Annotated in this window: 16 protein-coding genes; 5 read left to right on the top strand and 11 right to left on the bottom strand. The window is 64.7% G+C overall.

Translation table 11 applies throughout. From position 1 onward, the window contains the following. The first annotated feature begins 39 nt into the window (after positions 1-39). Complete coding sequence (locus XH92_RS10145) at positions 40-2,406, top strand: TonB-dependent receptor (protein WP_194459091.1); 2,367 nt, start codon at positions 40-42, stop codon at positions 2,404-2,406. Positions 2,407-2,591: 185 nt separating this feature from the next. On the opposite strand, the gene XH92_RS10140 is transcribed toward XH92_RS10145, so the two are convergent. The 3 genes from XH92_RS10140 to XH92_RS10130 all read right to left on the bottom strand — a co-directional run bounded on the left by XH92_RS10140 (position 2,592) and on the right by XH92_RS10130 (position 4,089). Further along, positions 2,592-2,909: an EthD family reductase gene (locus tag XH92_RS10140; protein ID WP_194459090.1), complete on the bottom strand. Its 318-nt coding sequence runs from the start codon at positions 2,907-2,909 to the stop codon at positions 2,592-2,594. 113 nt (positions 2,910-3,022) lie between these two features. Continuing rightward, a complete protein-coding gene (locus XH92_RS10135) occupies positions 3,023-3,535 on the bottom strand; it encodes a GNAT family N-acetyltransferase (RefSeq protein ID WP_194459089.1) in 513 nt (170 codons plus the stop codon). Positions 3,536-3,600: 65 nt separating this feature from the next. Beyond that, the gene (locus XH92_RS10130; RefSeq protein ID WP_194459088.1) at positions 3,601-4,089 is read right to left on the bottom strand and encodes an NUDIX domain-containing protein; all 489 of its coding nucleotides are present in this window, start codon (positions 4,087-4,089) and stop codon (positions 3,601-3,603) included. 148 nt (positions 4,090-4,237) lie between these two features. Here XH92_RS10130 and XH92_RS10125 point away from each other — a divergent pair, with 148 nt between their 5' ends. Then, entirely contained in the window at positions 4,238-5,125 is an 888-nt protein-coding gene (locus XH92_RS10125; protein WP_194459087.1) for a metallophosphoesterase, read from the top strand. A gap of 56 nt (positions 5,126-5,181) precedes the next feature. On the opposite strand, the gene XH92_RS10120 is transcribed toward XH92_RS10125, so the two are convergent. From XH92_RS10120 to XH92_RS10110, 3 genes are all read right to left on the bottom strand, one after another. Further along, positions 5,182-5,952: a hypothetical protein gene (locus XH92_RS10120; RefSeq protein ID WP_194459086.1), complete on the bottom strand. Its 771-nt coding sequence runs from the start codon at positions 5,950-5,952 to the stop codon at positions 5,182-5,184. Between the two features lie 22 nt (positions 5,953-5,974). After that, positions 5,975-6,550, bottom strand: a complete 576-nt coding sequence (locus tag XH92_RS10115; RefSeq protein WP_194459085.1) for a hypothetical protein — start codon at positions 6,548-6,550, stop codon at positions 5,975-5,977. A 212-nt stretch (positions 6,551-6,762) separates the two neighbouring features. After that, positions 6,763-6,972 (bottom strand): hypothetical protein, encoded by a 210-nt coding sequence (locus XH92_RS10110; RefSeq protein ID WP_016839740.1) that lies wholly within the window; start codon positions 6,970-6,972, stop codon positions 6,763-6,765. A gap of 237 nt (positions 6,973-7,209) precedes the next feature. On the opposite strand from XH92_RS10110, the gene XH92_RS10105 reads away from it, so the two are divergent. Further along, on the top strand, positions 7,210-8,652 hold the full coding sequence (locus tag XH92_RS10105) for a short-chain fatty acyl-CoA regulator family protein (protein ID WP_194459084.1): 1,443 nt from the start codon (positions 7,210-7,212) through the stop codon (positions 8,650-8,652). Between the two features lie 2 nt (positions 8,653-8,654). Here XH92_RS10105 and XH92_RS10100 read toward each other — a convergent pair whose 3' ends face one another. The 3 genes from XH92_RS10100 to XH92_RS10090 form a co-directional block, all read right to left on the bottom strand. Continuing rightward, the gene (locus tag XH92_RS10100; RefSeq protein WP_194459083.1) at positions 8,655-8,912 is read right to left on the bottom strand and encodes a hypothetical protein; all 258 of its coding nucleotides are present in this window, start codon (positions 8,910-8,912) and stop codon (positions 8,655-8,657) included. Between the two features lie 491 nt (positions 8,913-9,403). Beyond that, positions 9,404-9,835 carry a hypothetical protein gene (locus XH92_RS10095; RefSeq protein ID WP_246788359.1) on the bottom strand — a complete coding sequence of 144 codons (432 nt, stop codon included), beginning with the start codon at positions 9,833-9,835 and terminating at the stop codon, positions 9,404-9,406. Between the two features lie 211 nt (positions 9,836-10,046). Further along, positions 10,047-11,678, bottom strand: a complete 1,632-nt coding sequence (locus XH92_RS10090; RefSeq protein ID WP_194459082.1) for a winged helix-turn-helix domain-containing tetratricopeptide repeat protein — start codon at positions 11,676-11,678, stop codon at positions 10,047-10,049. 151 nt (positions 11,679-11,829) lie between these two features. On the opposite strand from XH92_RS10090, the gene XH92_RS10085 reads away from it, so the two are divergent. Beyond that, on the top strand, positions 11,830-12,072 hold the full coding sequence (locus XH92_RS10085; protein ID WP_194459081.1) for a DUF1127 domain-containing protein: 243 nt from the start codon (positions 11,830-11,832) through the stop codon (positions 12,070-12,072). 507 nt (positions 12,073-12,579) lie between these two features. On the opposite strand, the gene XH92_RS10080 is transcribed toward XH92_RS10085, so the two are convergent. Further along, positions 12,580-13,260, bottom strand: a complete 681-nt coding sequence (locus XH92_RS10080; protein ID WP_194459080.1) for a serine protease — start codon at positions 13,258-13,260, stop codon at positions 12,580-12,582. Positions 13,261-13,629: 369 nt separating this feature from the next. Between XH92_RS10080 and XH92_RS10075 the strand changes: the two genes are divergently transcribed. After that, complete coding sequence (locus tag XH92_RS10075; RefSeq protein WP_194459079.1) at positions 13,630-14,043, top strand: nuclear transport factor 2 family protein; 414 nt, start codon at positions 13,630-13,632, stop codon at positions 14,041-14,043. Between the two features lie 238 nt (positions 14,044-14,281). Here XH92_RS10075 and XH92_RS10070 read toward each other — a convergent pair whose 3' ends face one another. After that, positions 14,282-14,617, bottom strand: coding sequence for a GYD domain-containing protein (locus tag XH92_RS10070; protein ID WP_194459078.1), 336 nt, complete (start codon positions 14,615-14,617; stop codon positions 14,282-14,284). Positions 14,618-15,014: the final 397 nt, after the last annotated feature.

Genomic DNA, 15,014 nt, shown 5'->3' with positions numbered 1-15,014 from the left:
GAATCGATCCGTCATTTCGACGGCACCTGGACCAGGACAATGACATTTCAGAAGAAACGAGCACTCCATATCGGAGGCGCGAGCTGGCTGCTGCTCGGGGCGATGCATAGCGGCGCACTGGCCGAAGACACGCCAACGCAACTCCCTGACATCACGGTGACGGCGCCAAGCCCGATCCAGCGGCACCGGACTGTGCCGACGCGTACGCCGGTTCACGCCGTCCGGGCTGCGCCAAGCCGCAACCGCGAACGCGCCGCAGCCGTACAACCGGCGCAAGCGGCACCGGTGCCGGCACCACAGCAGGGCGTGCTGCCCGTCGTCACCGACCAGTTCGCCACCGTCACCGTGATTCCAAACGAGGAACTGCGGCGCTCCGGCGGCGCCACGCTCGGCGATCTCCTGTTCTCCAAGCCCGGCATCACTGGTTCGAGCTTCGCGCCCGGCGCATCGAGCCGACCGATCATCCGCGGCCTCGACGTCAACCGCGTCGGCATCGTCGAGAATGGTCTCGGCGGCGGCGGCGTCTCGGATCTCGGCGAGGATCATTTCGTTCCGATCGATCCGTTCTCGACCAACCAGATCGAGGTGGTGCGGGGACCTGCCGCGCTGCGCTACGGCTCGACCTCGATCGGCGGCGTGGTCAGCGCCACCAACAACCGCATTCCCGACGCGATGCCGACCTGCGCGGCGGCGCCGTTCCAGAGTTACGGATTGCCGGTGAAGGCGCCGCTCGCCGATGCCGGCAGTCCGGGTTGCCTCAATGTCGAGACCCGCACGTCGGTGAGTTCGGTCAATCGTGGCGTCGAGGGCGGCATGCTGCTGGATGCCGGCGGCAACAATGTCGCCGTGCATGCCGACGTCTATGGCCGCACCACCAGCGACTACAGCATCCCGAGCTATCCGTATCTGTTCGACCAGACCAGGCCGGTGAACGGCCGCCAGCCGAACTCCGCGACGCAGTCCGACGGCGCATCGGTCGGCGCGTCCTATTTCTTCCAGGGCGGCTATATCGGCGCGGCGATCACCCAGAACGACTCGCTGTATCACATTCCGGGAATCGACGGCGCCGATCACCAGACCCGGATCGACGCGCACCAGACCAAGATCGCGGTCAAGGGCGAGTATCGGCCCGACGCTGCCGCGATCGACGCCGTGCGGTTCTGGGTCGGCGCCACCGACTATCGGCACAACGAGCTCGGCCTCGCCGATCCGGCCGACCTGTTCAGCGACGGCGTGCGCCAGACCTTCACCAGCAAGGAGCAGGAGGCCCGCGTCGAGGTGCAGCTGATGCCGTTCAACGCGCGCTTCGCGACGGTGACCACGGCATTCGGCCTGCAGGGCGGGCACCAGGAGCTGACCGCGCCGAGCCCGGACAACCCGGGCACGCTGTTCAACGGCTTGTGGAGCCCGAACAACAACAATCGCGTCGCGGGCTACGTGTTCAACGAGTTCAAGTTCACGGATTCGACGAAAGCGCAGATCGCCGGCCGCATCGAGCATGTCGAGCTGCACGGATCGACGCCGGATTTCCCGGCGGACTTCCTGCCGGACGGCGCGCCGCAAAGCTCGGTTTCACGCAATCCGTCCTACACGCCGGTCAGCGGCAGCGTCGGGCTAATCCAGAACCTGCCGGGCGATCTCGTCGGCAGCATCACGGCGCAATATGTCGAGCGCGCGCCGAAGCCCGCGGAGCTGTTCTCGCGCGGCGCACATGATGCGACCGCGACCTTCGACATCGGCAATCCGAACCTGACCATCGAGACCGCGAAATCGGTCGAGATCGGCCTGCGCAAGGCGACCGGACCGTTCCGCTTCGAGGCCACCGCCTACTACACCCGCTTCAGCAACTTCATCTATCGCCGCCTGACCGGCGTGATGTGCGGCAGCGATTTCGACTCCTGCGGCAATGGCGATCCCGGTAACGAGGGCCGCCAGGCGGTCTATTCGCAGCGCGATGCGACCTTCCGCGGCGCCGAATTCCAGAGCCAGCTCGACATCGGTCCGCTGAACGGCGGCATCTGGGGCATCGAGAATCAGTTCGACGTGGTGCGCGCCACCTTCACCGACGGCAGCAACGTGCCACGGATTCCGCCGGTGCGGCTCGGTGGCGGCGTCTACTGGCGCGACAGCAACTGGTTCACCCGGATCAACCTGGTGCACGCCTTTGCGCAGAACGACATCGCCGTGATCGGCGAGACCCCGACCGCGGGCTACAACCTGCTGAACGCGGAGATCACCTACAACACCAAGCTCACATCATCTTGGATCGGCGCGCGCGAGATGACGCTGGGTTTGGTCGGCAACAACCTGCTCAACCAGAACATCCGCAACTCGGTGTCCTACACCAAGGACGAGGTGCTGATGCCGGGCCTCGGCGTGCGGGCTTTTGCGAACTTGAAGTTCTGAGACAAGCGAATCCCCCTGCCGTCAGCGGCAGAGGGATTTAATCGGCGCGTAGCCCGGATGGAGCCAACGGGTCGCGCGAACGCGCGCCCGATAGGCTCTGCGCAATCCAGGCGACTGCACCCGCGGTAAGGCCGGTCCCGGATTTCGCTTCGCTACTCCGGCTACAGGCTTCACCGATACAGGCTTCAGTGGCCGACGACGACTTCGCTGATCTGAATCACCGGCTGCAGATCGGTGTAATTCGGGATGTCGCCCAAGATCTCCTGGGCGTGCGGCCCGAAGCCGGTCTGGAAGTCCTCGACCGAGTCGCAGAAGATGTGGCACATCCCGACATACGTGGCGGGTGCACCGGGCGCGCCGCCGGCAAGGCCCTTGTCGATGGTGTAGTATTTGCACTTGTCGCCGAGCCGCGCCTTCAACAGCGGCATGTGCTTGTCGCGGTAATAGTCGTGATCAAAGCGTGCGCCTGGATTGTTCGGATACATCACACTGACCTTGATCATGGCGCGCACTCTCCCTGTTGATATGACATGCGCCGGTCTTGTCCCGGCGCTTGCCTCAACTGTGCTTCAGTTTCCGATAGCACGCAACCGTCCCGGCAACACTCGCGGGAACGTCAGATCGCCTTGCTCCAGTCCGGCTGGATCGGCCCGGATACGCCCTCGAACGCGCCGTCGACCAGTTCCATGACAAGCAGGCGACTGTAGTCGACCGGGCCGGGCATCGTCATCCGCCCCTTCGGGACCGGCTTGAAGCCGACCCGCGCATAATATGGCTCGTCGCCGACCAGCACGATGAGCCGATGGCCCTTGACACGGGCGTCATTGATCGCACGCTCAAGCAGCGCGCGGCCGACGCCGCGGCTGCGGAACGGCGGCTCCACCGTCAACGGCCCGAGCATCAGGGCCGGCGTATCACCGATCGTGACCGGCAGCTGGCGCACCGAGCCGACTAGCAGCGTGCCGATCCGCGCCGTGAAGGAGACATCGAGCAGATGATCGACATGCTCGCGCAGCCGGTAGGCGCTGAGCACGAAGCGGCCGGGCCCGAAGGTACGCTCGTGCAGGCGCTCGATCGCCTGGGCGTCTTTCGTGGTCTCGGGCAGGATGGTCAGGGACAGTTCGGTCATTGTGGAGCGCGGGATAGCATCTGGCGCGGGCGCGGTCCATCACCGCCACGTCGCCTTCGGCGACATCACCGCCATGTCGCCGTCGGCGGCTTGCCCTGGAGCACCTCGGCGATCCGCAGCCGCGTCCCGGGGGTGGTCTCATCGGGCAGATCAGCCGGATCGAAGAAGCCGCAGGCCACGATCTCGCGATTCGGCTCAGGGAGGCGGTCCTGGCGGTAGTTCCTGACGACATAGACCGCGACATGATCGCGCGGCGAGACGTGGCTGTTGTGGAAAATGCCGTGCAGCACCGGCTCGCCGGCAAGCTCGATCCGCCCCTCCTCCTCCAGCTCGCGCCGCAGCGACTCGATAAAACTTTCGCCGACCTCGACCCCGCCGCCGGGCAGATACCAGCCATGGACATAGCTGTGCTTGACCAGGAACACCCTGTTGTCGGCGTCGAGCACGACGGCACGGACCCCAAGCGTCATGCTGCGGACCAGCCGCCAGTAGAAATGAAACACCCACCTGATCTGCGGCTCAAAGCGCTTGCGTAAATCCTCAAGGACCGTCACTGAACCCCCGACGTCATGGTGTTTGATCCTTGCTTTGATCCTTGCGCGCTTGCGCGGCTCTTGCCAATACAGGGGCAGGACGTTCGGGATAGCACGACATGACCGGCTGCCGGCCACTTTTCGCGGACAATCCGAAGGGAATCGCCTGATGGCGGCATTCCGCCTCGCGCACCTGTCGGATCCGCATCTGCCGCCGCTGCCGGCGGCGCGGCTGCGTGATCTCGCCGGCAAGCGCGCCTTCGGCTATTTGAACTGGACGCGCAACCGTCACAAATATCATCGCCGCGACGTGCTCGACACGCTGGTGTCCGACATGCAGGCACAGCAGCCGGACCACGTCGCGGTGACCGGCGATCTCGTCAATCTGGCACTGGATGCCGAGTTCAATCCGGCCCGGCAATGGCTGGAGGGCGTCGGCGGCGCGGCCGACGTCACCGTGGTCCCCGGCAATCACGACGCCTATGTGCGCGCGACCCGGCATCGCTTCGTCAGTCACTTCGGCGACTATCTGCGCGGCGACGCCGATGGCGCGACGACGCACTTTCCGTTCGTGCGCCGCCGCGGGCCGGTGGCGCTGATCGGCGTCTCCTCGGCAGTCCCGACGCCGCCGCTGATGGCGACCGGCTGGCTCGGCCACGCCCAGCTCAATGCGCTGGATACGATCCTCGCGCAGCTGTCGCGGGAGGATGCCTTCCGCGTCCTGCTGGTGCATCACCCGCTGCACTCCGACGGGCGCGCCAAACGCCTGACCGATTCGCATCGGCTGCTGGCGCTGCTCAAGCGGCACGGCGTCGAGTTGGTGCTGCATGGGCACGATCACGTCCATTCGACGATGTGGTTCGACGGCCCCGAGCGGAAGATCCCGGCGATCGGCGTGCCGTCGGCATCGGCGCTGGCCCGCAAGCACTATCCCGCGGCGGCCTACAATCTGTTCTCGATCGAGCGTGACGGCAATGGCTGGCGCTGCGAGCAGACCGTGCGCGGCCTCGGCAGTCACGAGGGCATTCGCGAGCTAAAGCAGGTACGATTGTCCTAGAGCTCTTGACGCGTTTTCTTCAACGCGAACCGGTGTCCACTTCGCTCGAAAACGCTCTAGTCGCCCCCGCCGCCGCCGCAACCACCGCCGCAGCCGCCTCCGCCGTCACCGCCGCCTCCACCGTCGCCGCCGCCGCCATCACCGCCGCCGTGGCCGCCGCCATCGCCACCATGGCTTCCGTCGCTGCCGGCATCGCCAAAGCCTGCCGATGATCCGTCGATCGACGAGTCCGAGAAATCGCCGCCGCAATAGGGACTGCTGCCGCCGATGCCGCTGCGGCGCAGCGCCTCGCAGTCGGTGTGATAGATGAAGCCGTTCGCGATGTTGAGCTTGGCGTCGAGCGCGAACAGCAACGGCAAGCGCGTCGGCCTGACCGGATCGATGTTCTCGTACTTGCAGCAGTACCACCAGACCCGCCGCAGCCCCTCATTGCTCCGGCGCCGCTCCTTCACAAGCACGACGGCCGGCGTGTGATGCAGGAAAGTGCCGAAGGCGCGGCGGCAGAACGCATCGTATTCGCGGGTGTAGAGAATGAATTCGTGCCAGAGGTCGTCAGCGGCTTGCGACGGCATCGAGACGTAGCGCTTGCCGCTCATCAGATGGGCGAGGAAGAACTGCCGGAGGCCGCGCGAGACCAGCGCGCTGTCCTTGCGGGTGAAGTCGGGGTGATGCTTCTCGAGCCGCGCCAACAGCCCCGCCGGCCATTTGAAGGTGCGGATATATTCGGCGCGCCGCAGCGTCTGCCATTTGCCGAACAGCACGGCGCTGCCGACCACCGCGGCGGCCGCCAGGACGCCGAAAAATGCCGACGCGGGTGTTATGACCACGATGCCCCCCGCCTTTCAGCGGCTAGAAGTTCTGCAAGCTCGCCAGCAGCGCGAAGCCGAACAGCGCCAGCGCGCCGAGGACGAAGCCGAGCACGAACATGCCGATCCCGCCGCGCCGCTTCGGCGCCACCACCGGCACGGGCGGCGGTGCCGGCGGCTCGGCAACCGGGAGCGGCGTTGCCACCATCGCATGCTCGCGCTCGATCAGGCGCCGCGCGACATAGTCGGTGACCGCATCGACGATCACGGCCACGTCGTGCGATTCGGCGAGCACGACGCGGCCGAACCGCGTGTCCTGCACGAAGCGATAGATCCGCTTGTCGCGGCCCATCAGCACGTGCGCGACGACGTCGATCCATAGCCGCGGCGTCTCGCCCTGGCTGATGCCGCGGTCGAACAGGTCGACCTTCTCCGGCACTTGCGCGAACAGCGGATCAAGCGCGTCGTTGAGGATCTCGAGCCGAGCCACCTCGGCGTCGCGCAACTCGACGACGACGCCGGTGCGATCGGCCGCCTCGATCCGCGCCCGCCGCAGCGCCTCTCGCAGCGTCGGCCGCATCTCGCGCGCCTCGCTGCCGGTGTTCTGCGGATCGGACATGCCTTACGGCCTCGTGGTGACGGGTTGCCTTACCAATTAACCTATCAGCAACCATGACGTCCGCAAAGGACGTTGGTTCCCAAGCACTTAGGCTGCCACTTATCCCCAGCTGAAAAATCTTGGCACTGTCCCAAAAAGCGGTCGGCCCCACCCGGATGAACCGGATGGGGCCGCCGTCCTTGGACGTTTCTTAAGCTAGATAATTTTGGCGCTCAGGCAGACACCCGCGACGGCTCCTCGACGATCGAGAAGCGCACGCCGGCCTTGTGGCGGCTCTCTTCCGAGACTTCCTTCCAGCACTCTTCGGCTTCCTTGCGGGTCTTGAACGGGCCACGGACCTGGGCGGAGCCTTCGACGAGCTTGTGGAAGTTCATCGAGCCGAACTCGCCGCCAATCACCCAGAAATTGCTGCCCTTGCTCATCGTCAGTCTCCTCTAAACCTGCTGCCTTTGCTCAGCCGCCCGAATTCTGATCCCCGCGACCTGCCCGCCATACCGACATTCTTGACAGAGCATCGCGAAGTGCGTGTCAGGAGATAAACGCGAAACGGGAAGTTCGTACAGATAGCTTGTTTTTTATTAGTGATGTCATGTAACATCTGAACTTGTAATAAATGTCGATTTGTAAATTTTGTCACAATATAGGTCAGGAAGGCTGTCATGCCTGGCGAGTCCGGAAAGAAGCTGTTCGTCGGCCCGCGGTTCCGGCGGATCCGCCAGCAATTGGGGCTGTCGCAGACCCAGATCGCCGAAGGGCTCGGCATCTCGCCCTCCTACATCAACCTGATCGAGCGCAACCAGCGCCCGGTGACGGCGCAGATCCTGCTGCGGCTGGCCGAAACCTACGACCTCGATTTGCGCGACCTCGCCACCGCCGACGAGGACCGCTTCTTCGCCGAACTCAACGAGATCTTCTCCGATCCGTTGTTCCGCCAGATCGACCTGCCGAAGCAGGAGCTGCGCGACCTCGCCGAACTGTGCCCCGGCGTGACGCACGCGTTGCAGCGGCTCTACGCTGCCTACACCGAGGCGCGCCGCGGCGAGACGCTGGTGGCGGCGCAGATGGCCGACCGCGAGGGCTCGCAGTTCGACGCCAACCCGATCGAGCGGGTGCGCGACCTGATCGAGGCCAACCGCAACTATTTTCCGGAGCTCGAGACCGCGGCGGAAAACCTGCGAGACGAGCTCAACGTGCCGACCGAAGGGCTGTTCACGGCGCTCGCCACGCGGCTGCGGGAAAAGCATTCGATCGTCACCCGCGTCATGCCGGTCGACGTGATGCGCGAGACGCTGCGCCGTTTCGACCGCCATCGCCGGCAGATCCTGATCTCCGAACTGGTCGACAGCGCCGGCCGCAGCTTCCAGCTCGCGCTGCAGATCGGCTTCGTCGAATGCGGCGCCGCGATCGACGCGATCGTCAGCCGTGCCGGTCCGCTCGACGACACCGCGCGCCGGCTGTACCGCATCACGCTCGCCAATTATTTCGCGGCGGCCGCGATGATGCCCTATCAGGCGTTCCATTCCGCGGCGGAGGCCTTGAGCTATGACGTCCACGTGCTGGCTCAGCGCTTCAACGCCGGCTTCGAACAAGTCTGCCACCGCCTCACCACGCTACAGCGGCCGAACGCGCGCGGCGTGCCCTTCTTCCTGCTGCGGGTCGACAATGCCGGCAACGTGTCGAAGCGGTTTTCTTCCGGCACCTTCCCGTTCTCCAAATTCGGCGGCACCTGCCCGCTGTGGAACGTGCACTCGACCTTCGACATGCCGGACCGCCTGCTCAGCCAGGTGATCGAGCTGCCCGACGGCACGCGCTACTTCTCGATCGCGCAGACGGTGCGGCGGCCGGTTGCGCCCTATCCGCAACCGCAGCCGCGCTTTGCGATCGGGCTCGGCTGCGAGATCCGGCACGCGGCCAAGCTCGTCTACGCCACCGGCATGGACCTGGAGAAAGTCGAGGGCACGCCGATCGGCGTCAACTGCCGGCTCTGCGAGCGCGAGAATTGCAGCCAGCGCGCCGAGCCGCCGATCACGCGCACCCTGATCCTGGACGAGACCACGCGGCGGGTGTCGTCGTTCGCATTCTCCAATGCACGGGAGCTGTGAGATCAATCCACCGCGGCAAAGGCCTTGCACCAGCCATCCTTGCTGATCGCGCCCTCCACCACCTTGCAGCCATCGGGCCCAACGAACAGCGTGCACAGGCCGCAGGAGTAGATGCCGTTCGGCGTGTCCCGATATTCGGCCTGCGGTTTCGTCATTTTGTCGGAGGCCGCGGCAGGTCGCGGCAGCAGTGCCGCGGGAATTCCTGCGATGACGGCGGCGACGAAGGTGCGCCGCGAACATTCGGACTGTCGTTTGGCCATGGTGTTCACCCCATGCGTCGTCCCTGCGAAAGTCGGGACCCATATACTCCGCGGCGGCATTGTAAGCGGGACTCGCGGTTCCAGCATCGCTCAACAAGCATTTGTGGTTATGCGGGAATGACGGGATTGGCACGATTTCACCGTCAAACAGCTACGCGGTGTCATCACCCGCGAAAGCGGTGATCCAGTATTCCAGAGGCAGCAGTGCTTGAGCCGAGAGGCCGCGGCGTACCGGATCGCCCGGTCCATGTGCGCAATTGCGCACAGGCCGGGCGATGACAGGTGTATTTGAGGACACACCAGGGCTTGCGTCGTCGGGCAAGTCAGTGCCAAGGCGCAGCGTCTCTCTCCCACGTCATTCCGGGGCGCGCCTCTTTGGCGCGAGCGCGGAATCCATCATGCCGCAGAACTCGTAGATGAATGGATTCCGGGCTCTCGCTTCGCTCGCCCCCGAATGACGAGGAAACGCAAGTGCGCGCGCGTGAAGCCGCTCAGGGTTTGCGCAGATTGAGCGAGAAGCGCAGGTTCAGCGGCTGCAACATTTCCGGCGGCGGCGCCTCGCCGACATTGCCGCGCTTCAGGATGCTCCGCAGGTCCTCGGTGGCACCGGCGTCATTGAAGGCCGGAAACGTGACGCGCTCGACGGTGCCGTCCGGATTGAGCCAGGCGCGCACCACGAGCGTCGGCGGCGGCCCGTTCTCCTTGCCGGAATGCTCGATGACCCAGTTGCGGAAGCGATTGGCAACCGTCTCGTCGGCCGCGATCCACTCCTCGAAGCGGTATTTGACCAGCTTGGCAAACTGCGCCCATGACGGCGGCGCCTGTTCGGGATTACGAAAATTGGGATCTTGGGCGTGGCCCCGCGCTGTCGAGAGGATGAACAGGCCGAACGAGAGCACGAGCGTGCCCCGCAAGATGAGCATGGTTCTGGACAAGGGTTGACCGCAGACAGCAGGCTGACAGGACGACGTAGGAGCGTCCACCGCAGCAGCAACTAATCGCTCATTGTTGCAGGCATGTGACGCGCCGAAATGCTGGCGGCGCCCTCGCCGCGCTGGCCGATCACAATGGGCCCGCAAGTCGATGGGGAGTGCGAGACGCCGCTCTCGCCGCAACCCGCCGATCTCGCAGCCGTCAATCGGGTAGCCCAGCCCGTCGCAGCGCGTCCGCATACTTCGCCACGTCTTCGAGGTTCCGATACGGACCCAACACGGTGTTCAGCGTCGCTGGTCGTAGCGCCGGATCGAGCTCGTGCAATCGCATCGCAAGTCTCCTGGCCTCGTCGCAGTGCCCGGCAAGCGCGCCGCTCGCGGCGCCGATGCGCAGCGCGGCGTGGCTGTCCGGCCGGCTGCACAACGCCATCCTCGCCCATGACAGTGCTTCGTCGTAGCGGCCCGCGAAGAAATGAGCATGAGCTGTTCCTTCCTGCGGCCAGAACCTGCCCGGATCGACGGGACTGAGCCGCATGGCGCGTCCAAAGTGCTCGATGGCCAAGTCTGCCTCCCCAAGCCACAGCCGCGACCAGCCGCTATGTGTCCACGAGGCCCCGAGGTTCGGGTTCAGAGCCAGCGCGCGATCAATCAAGGCGACGCCCTCGACTAGGTCTTTGGCGACATAGGCCAACGAATGCCCGACATGCACGAGGGCGATCGGGTCGTTCTTGCCAAGTTGCATCACCCGGCGGGCCAGTCTCCTGACTTCAGCGACCTCCTGATCGGGATCGACGATCCAGCCGAACCCCTTGCGCACGCTGAAACGCATCGCGGCAGCGCCGTAAGGCGTCGCGAATTCGGGATCAAGTTCGATCGCCCTGTAGAACAGGCGGAGCGCTGCTTCACTCCCCTCTCTGGTCCACTTGTAGGCCTCCGCCATTCCTCGAAGATAGAGATCATAGGCGCCCAGATTCTCCGTCGGCTTGCATTTGGCATGCTCGAGCTCCGCCACATACACGTGGTCGGCGAGGACAGCGACAATGGTGCGCGCCACCTCCTCCTGGACCGCGAAGATATCCTTCAGCTCGCGATCGTAGCGCTCGGCCCAACGATGCACCCCGGTCAGAACATCGATCAGCTGCGCCGTGATCCGAACCCGCTCTCCGTCACGCCGAATGCTGCCTTCGAGCAGGTAGCGCACATCAAGCTCCCGACCGATCTGACGGACGTCGACAGCCTTGTCCTTGTACGTGAAGGACGAGTTGCGGGCGATGACGAACAGCTGCGAGAACCGTGACAGCTCGGTGATGATGTCTTCGGTGATGCCGTCGCTGAAATAATCCTGCTCTCTGTCCTCCGACAGATTGGCGAAGGGCAGCACCGCGACGGACGGCATATTGCCTGGAGCGCTGGGCGGTGCGTCCACCTTGTGCCGGATCCCGCGGCGGGGCGACCATTCCGGGCGGAGCCGGCTTATGTCCTTCCCGTCCAGAGCCATGGCTGGCGACCCGGCCGGCGATTCCTGCGCCACTTGCACTGCACCCACGAAACGGAAGCCTTGTCGCGGCAGCGTCCTGATCAGGCGTTGCTCCTGTCCGGAATCGCCGATCGCGTGTCGGGCAGCGTTCAGGCGCGTCGTCAGCGCTCCATCGGAGACGACGCGCCCGTCCCAGATCGCGTCGACAAGGTCGTCCTTGCTGACGACGCGATCCCTGTTGCGGATCAGGTAATCGAGCAGCGCAAAAACCTGTCGCGTCGTCGGGACAATCTCAGGCCCGCGCTGCAGCTCACGCCGCCCGGTATCCAACACGTAATCTTCGAAGAAATAGAGCAAGGCACCATTCTCCAAATGGCCCTCCGGCCGCCCGCGCGGGCTACCATGGAAAGAATAAGGCGCCGGTGAGGAAAATGTAAGCGATATGTCAAGCAGGCCTCCCGCCGTCCTGCCAGCTTCATGCAGAGGACGAAACGTCGGGAGATATTCAATGGATACGTCCTACAATGTGGTTGGATCGCCGCATGTGATCGCGTCAGCGCATCCGCGCTTTGGCGTCGTCAGCCGGTGCTGGGCCGCGCTGCTGGATTGGCGGCTTCGCGTCCAGATACAGGACCGCCTGAGCAATCTGAGCGATCACGAGCTGCAGGATATCGGCATTGCGCGCGGTGAGATCGACTATGTCGCCTCGCATCGCGCGGTCGACCCGCGGGGCGCCGTCTACCCTCCATGAACAGAGGTGTCCGACGACGGGAACGCCGGCGATAACATCGCTTTGGGAAGAGGCTGCGTCACGTCAGCACAAAAGGCTCCTCTCGTGAGATCCGAACGGACAGTGCGCGCATTCCGGGTCCAGCCCGACTGGTATGAGGAATACTGGCTACGGCCGAAGGCGGCTGCCCCGTCCGGCAGCGCGAGATGGTGGCGCCGGGCGTCTTGGCTTCTTATTCGATCTTGTCTGCATGCAATGGCGGTAACGGTGACGGCCTTCGTCAGCGCCGACCGGTCGGGTTTCAGCACAAGGCTCGGCTTCAAAGACAGTGAACCATCGGATCGCCCTTGCGACCTCAGTTCAGGCTAGTCTGCGCCCGCAATTCTGCCTTAACGGAAACCTGCTCGCAGTCTGCCGCGCTGTCTGGATTGTCGTTGATCGACAGGTCCAACCCGAAACGACGCAAGCAACCGCAGGCGCGACTGACACGACCGCGCAAGAGCATCAGCCATCGCCGCAACTGATCGCTCATTGTTGCAGGCATGTAACGCGCGCCGAGATACTGGCGGCGCGGTGCGCACGTGACGCGGTGCCGCTCATCTGCGGCCGGTCGTCTTCCTGGAAGCGCACGCCATGCGCGGCAAGAAAGGATTTGGCGTGCGCGGCATCGACGGCTAGCACGCGGTCGATCGTGGTCCTGCGGCTCACGACACCTTCGACGAGGCCGCGGGAATCCAGCACCGGCGCGCCGCTGGTGCCGAAAGTGACATTCGAGCGCAGCGCGAGGTGCTCGGGATCGCGCAGCGAGGTATCGACGAACGCATTGCCGAGCGATCCACCGTGCGCAAGCATCGGTTTCAGCCGGTCATAGGCCTCGGCAAATACCATGTCGTTGGCGGCGGACGCGCTGGCGCGCGGGAATACCGCCGCAAGGCCGAGCGTGCGCGGCACCTTGATCAAGGCAATGTCGGTCGATGCCTGCGCCATCACGCGCGCCGCGACAGTCCGGCCCTCTTTGCTGACGATGATGCGGGCGCAGTCCGCCACCGCGTGGCGCGCGGTCAGCATGTGGCCGAGATCGTCGACAAAGAACGCGGTACCGTCGAGCCGCTCGCTAACCGCCGGCGGACCAGTGACGTCACGCGCCAGCGGCTTCGCAGCTTCGATCTGTCGCGCCGGTTGAAACGGGGAGAATGGCACTTGCGCCATCGCCCCGTGCGCAGCGAAGCCATTGAGGGCGCAACCGACCGCAATCGCGCAGGCCAGCCGGACAAGATGGGAAGGCAACCCCGCGCACGGCATCGACGCCACGCGGCCTGAAATCGAAACTGGATGATGCACGCGCAGACCCCAACCCCCGCCCTTCGACGCCGGGCAAATCATCCTCCGGCAATGTCTCTACATACACCGCACTCAAGGGCGGATGAAGACCCGGCGGACGGCGCGGCGCGCGAGAACGCTTTTGCACGACAAACCGTAGGCGACGCATCAAATCGTGAAACGATGACTTTCCATCCTTGCCGTTTCGCGACGGCGGCTGCGACCACATGATGTTGAGGCATCACATGGAGGTCTCACATGAACGAGCATGCCAGCAGGACCAGCGTCCCGCCCTCCGCGGGCGCAGATGCGCGCGTAATCGAGGCGCTGCTGACCCGCAACCTCCCGGAGGTTTTCGGCGAAGGCGATCCGGTGCGCCGCAGGGCCGCGATCGAGGAGCTCTACGCGGAGGATTGCGCGCTCTACGCGCCGCCAGGTATTCTCGTCGGTCGCGACGCACTCGACAAATTCGCCGGCGATCTCCGCGCGACCCATCCGCACTTCGTTTACACGCCGCATGGCTCCCCGCAGGCGCTGCATAATTCGGGACGCCTGGCGTGGGGCTCCGGGCCGAGAGGCGAAACGCCGGCCTATACCGGCGTGGATTTCATCATCGTCCGGGAGGGCAAGATCGCGGCGCTCTACGTCTACCTGGACTCGCCACCCGCGTGAGCGGCGACGAGGTCCGTGGCACGAGGCGGCGGACGTCATGCGACGGCACAACCGGCCGGGGCTATGCGAGCCAGCATGCGCGCGCGACATCCGCCGGGCGACTGCCCATCCGTTGAACGCGCCCCGGATCTGCGGCACGCAACGGCCCTCGCCTCCGCGCGGGACGCTGCGAAGCGTCACCGCGCGAGAGTGACAGCGGTCGTCAGATCATTCTGCGTCGTTCTTGATCGCTCGCCCGTCAACTGCCGGGCGGCGAGTAGGCAGCCTTGAGCTTGCTCGCGTGCTGACGCACCACCTTGATCTCGTCCTGCGTGAACAACCGCACCAGCTTCACATTCTGCATGGCACCGGCTGCCACGACCACGCCGCTGATCGCTGGTGCGACGGTCGGATCCGGCACATCGAAGATCACCATCACGCCGGGGCCGTCAATCGCCGTGCTGTACATCGAAATCAATTTCCCGCCGGCCGACTCGATCAACTTCTTCGCGGCTTCGTAGCGATTGGTCGTCGGGTTTTCCATGATGTTGTTGAGAGAACGCGGGGTGTATTCACCTGAGAAGCAGAAGTGCATGGCAATCGCTCCATTTGGCTGAACATGAAAAGGACGGTCACCCGGGCGTAACCCAGGCAGAAGGTTTTCGTATTGAAAATGAGACCGTAAGGCCTGCCGATGGCCATGAGCGCTGCCGCTCATTCTCCGGATTTCGGCGTAACCGGTGGCAGCTCGCGGCGCAATCTACATCAAATGACCGCCAAATGAAATCGCATTCCAACGCTGGCGTCAAAGTCGCTTCACAATCGACAACGTACTGGGCAGCCATGCTGACGCGATGGCTGAAGTCGATCTCTGCGTGAACCTGCCTGCGTGGTAGAGCTTCGCGGCGCCCATTGCCGGGCGCCCTGACGTCATTGGACAAGGAGTTTTCTGGATGATTTGCTTTCATTCAGCTTTTCGAATGCCGGCTTGC

This window comes from Bradyrhizobium sp. CCBAU 53421 (assembly GCF_015291625.1).
Classification (GTDB): domain Bacteria; phylum Pseudomonadota; class Alphaproteobacteria; order Rhizobiales; family Xanthobacteraceae; genus Bradyrhizobium.
This window is presented reverse-complemented; position numbering and strand designations above follow the sequence as displayed.

Excerpts from the sequence above, each read along its gene's own strand:
- XH92_RS10145 (WP_194459091.1), top strand. The coding sequence starts at position 40 with ATGACATTTCAGAAGAAACGAGCACTCCATATCGGAGGCGCGAGCTGG.
- XH92_RS10140 (WP_194459090.1), bottom strand. The coding sequence starts at position 2,909 with ATGATCAAGGTCAGTGTGATGTATCCGAACAATCCAGGCGCACGCTTT.
- XH92_RS10135 (WP_194459089.1), bottom strand. The coding sequence starts at position 3,535 with ATGACCGAACTGTCCCTGACCATCCTGCCCGAGACCACGAAAGACGCC.
- XH92_RS10125 (WP_194459087.1), top strand. The coding sequence starts at position 4,238 with ATGGCGGCATTCCGCCTCGCGCACCTGTCGGATCCGCATCTGCCGCCG.
- XH92_RS10115 (WP_194459085.1), bottom strand. The coding sequence starts at position 6,550 with ATGTCCGATCCGCAGAACACCGGCAGCGAGGCGCGCGAGATGCGGCCG.
- XH92_RS10110 (WP_016839740.1), bottom strand. The coding sequence starts at position 6,972 with ATGAGCAAGGGCAGCAATTTCTGGGTGATTGGCGGCGAGTTCGGCTCG.
- XH92_RS10105 (WP_194459084.1), top strand. The coding sequence starts at position 7,210 with ATGCCTGGCGAGTCCGGAAAGAAGCTGTTCGTCGGCCCGCGGTTCCGG.
- XH92_RS10100 (WP_194459083.1), bottom strand. The coding sequence starts at position 8,912 with ATGGCCAAACGACAGTCCGAATGTTCGCGGCGCACCTTCGTCGCCGCC.
- XH92_RS10095 (WP_246788359.1), bottom strand. The coding sequence starts at position 9,835 with ATGCTCATCTTGCGGGGCACGCTCGTGCTCTCGTTCGGCCTGTTCATC.
- XH92_RS10085 (WP_194459081.1), top strand. The coding sequence starts at position 11,830 with ATGGATACGTCCTACAATGTGGTTGGATCGCCGCATGTGATCGCGTCA.
- XH92_RS10080 (WP_194459080.1), bottom strand. The coding sequence starts at position 13,260 with ATGGCGCAAGTGCCATTCTCCCCGTTTCAACCGGCGCGACAGATCGAA.
- XH92_RS10075 (WP_194459079.1), top strand. The coding sequence starts at position 13,630 with ATGAACGAGCATGCCAGCAGGACCAGCGTCCCGCCCTCCGCGGGCGCA.
- XH92_RS10070 (WP_194459078.1), bottom strand. The coding sequence starts at position 14,617 with ATGCACTTCTGCTTCTCAGGTGAATACACCCCGCGTTCTCTCAACAAC.